Source organism: Oleiphilus sp. HI0067 (assembly GCF_001635735.1).
Genome location: NZ_LWFI01001464.1, coordinates 1 through 858, shown reverse-complemented (window position 1 = coordinate 858; position 858 = coordinate 1). Strand labels below are relative to the sequence as shown.

General features: G+C 44.6%; 1 protein-coding gene. It reads left to right on the top strand.

What is annotated here, in order from left to right:
• A partial coding sequence (locus A3739_RS23875) for an NAD-glutamate dehydrogenase domain-containing protein (protein ID WP_197472532.1) occupies positions 1 to 858 on the top strand: 858 nt, incomplete at both ends.

Sequence of the window (858 nt, the reverse complement as noted above, 5' to 3'; positions counted from 1 at the left end):
TTACTTGGTTGTGGCCGCTGATAAAGGTACTGCGACATTCTCAGATATCGCAAATCAAATATCTTTGGATCGGGGGCATTGGCTAGGCGATGCATTTGCATCTGGTGGCAGCCAAGGCTACGACCACAAAAAAATGGGTATTACCGCAAGAGGTGCGTGGGTATCTGTTCAAAGATTATTTAAAGAGCTTGGAAAAGATATCCAAAAAGAAACTTTTAGTTGTGTTGGCATCGGTGACATGTCCGGCGATGTGTTCGGCAATGGAATGCTTTTGTCCGACAAGACAGAACTGGTCGCAGCATTTAACCATCTACATATATTTATCGATCCTAATCCAGATGTTGAGCGATCCTTTAAAGAAAGAAAAAGGCTTTTCGAATTGCCGAGATCGTCTTGGGATGATTACAACAAAGACTTGATATCTCGTGGCGGGGGTGTGTTCAGACGAGATGCTAAATCTATCCCATTGAGTCCTGAGATCAAAAAGCTGATCGATGCAGAAGAAGACAGTCTAGCGCCAATGATATTGATCAATCGCTTACTGAAAGCAGATTCAGATCTGTTGTGGTTTGGAGGGATTGGAACTTATGTTAAGGCTAAAACCGAAGCACATACAGATTGCGGAGACAAGGCAAACGACGGCTTGCGCGTAAATGGCGAAGAGCTTCGCGTCAAAGTCATAGGCGAGGGTGGTAATTTAGGGATGACCCAGCGCTCGCGCATTGAGTATGCTCAAAACGGCGGGTTGTTGAATACTGACTTTATTGATAACGCCGCTGGCGTGGATTGTTCTGATAACGAAGTAAACATCAAAATTTTGCTGGGTGGTGTTGTTGCTGACGGAGATATGACCGATAA